The organism is Streptomyces litchfieldiae (assembly GCF_031845365.1).
GTDB lineage: Bacteria > Actinomycetota > Actinomycetes > Streptomycetales > Streptomycetaceae > Streptomyces > Streptomyces litchfieldiae.
The window spans coordinates 1-410 of the sequence record NZ_JAVREL010000142.1; the positions used below are offsets into that span (position 1 = coordinate 1).

The window sequence follows — 410 nt, forward strand, 5'->3', positions numbered from 1 at the left end:
GCGGCTGTCGGGGCGGCTGGACCGGGTGGCGCTGGAGCGGGCGCTGGCCGATGTGGTGGCCCGGCACGAGGCGTTGCGGACGGTGTACGAGGAGTCCGACGGCGTGCTGTACCAGGTGATCCGGGACCGGGTGGAGGTGGCGCTCACGAGTGTCCCGGTGCCCGGGGCCGACCTGGCGGAGGCGGTGCGGCGGGCGGGAGTGGAGCCGTTCGATCTGGCCGCGGACGTGCCGTGGCGCGTGTCGCTGTTCGAGGCTGGCCCCGAGGACCACGTTCTGGTCTGGGTGTTGCATCACATCGCGGTGGACGGTTGGTCGGTGGGGGTGGTGCTGCGGGATGTGGGGGTGGCGTACGCGGCGCGGGTGGCGGGGCGGGTGCCGGTGTGGGAAGTGCTGCCGGTGCAGTGTGCGG

1 protein-coding gene is annotated in these 410 nt (G+C 73.9%); it reads left to right on the forward strand.

Features of this window, described 5'->3' with window-relative positions; genetic code table 11:
* The coding region (locus tag RM590_RS35785; protein ID WP_311708979.1) for a condensation domain-containing protein at nucleotides 1-410 on the forward strand (410 nt) is incomplete at both ends.